1 protein-coding gene is annotated in these 598 nt (G+C 47.7%); it reads right to left on the minus strand.

The features are described 5' to 3' along the window. Window positions 1-136 precede the first annotated feature (136 nt). Window positions 137-598: transposase (locus tag C9J01_RS29440; protein WP_146157124.1), on the minus strand; the 462-nt coding region annotated here is incomplete at its 5' end.

Here is a 598-nt window from a genome sequence, read left to right on the forward strand (position 1 = left end):
CTACCCCGCCCTAAAATGTAGTCGCACCAGTAAGCTAACTCTAGGAAGCGGTATCTAAGCACCTTAGGCCCTCTCTAGCTTTTACTGGTCGGTCTTACCTGTTTTACATCGCTCTTTGCTGATTATGAGCAGTGTACTAAGCCAACCCGATTGGCTGGTACACTGAGTCATTCTTTAATATCGCATACGCTGTACGCACTGTCTTATTGGCAAGGGCTATAGCGGCTATCTTCTGCCCCCTTCTCATGACTAATGCTTGGAGCCATTGCTCTTTATGCGTTCTCGCTGGACGTTTCATTACCTGAGTAATGACTGAAAGCGCTCCTTGAAAAAGTGTTGAACGAAGTCGCTTGTCTGCACTGTACTTTGAGATATTGATTGTCCGTTCTTGGCCACCAGAACTATGCTGCCTTGGGGTAAGACCTATATTGGCTGAAGCCTGCCTGCCATTGGCAAAGCTCTCCCCTCGTCCTAGTTTGACGGCTAAACCTACTGCACATATCGGCCCGACGCCTTCAAGCTTCATCAACTTCTGGCAAACATTGTTCGACTTTACCGTGGCTTCAAGCTGCTTTTCTAAGGCTTCGGTATGTTCAAT

Source organism: Photobacterium rosenbergii (assembly GCF_003026455.1).
GTDB lineage: Bacteria > Pseudomonadota > Gammaproteobacteria > Enterobacterales > Vibrionaceae > Photobacterium > Photobacterium rosenbergii.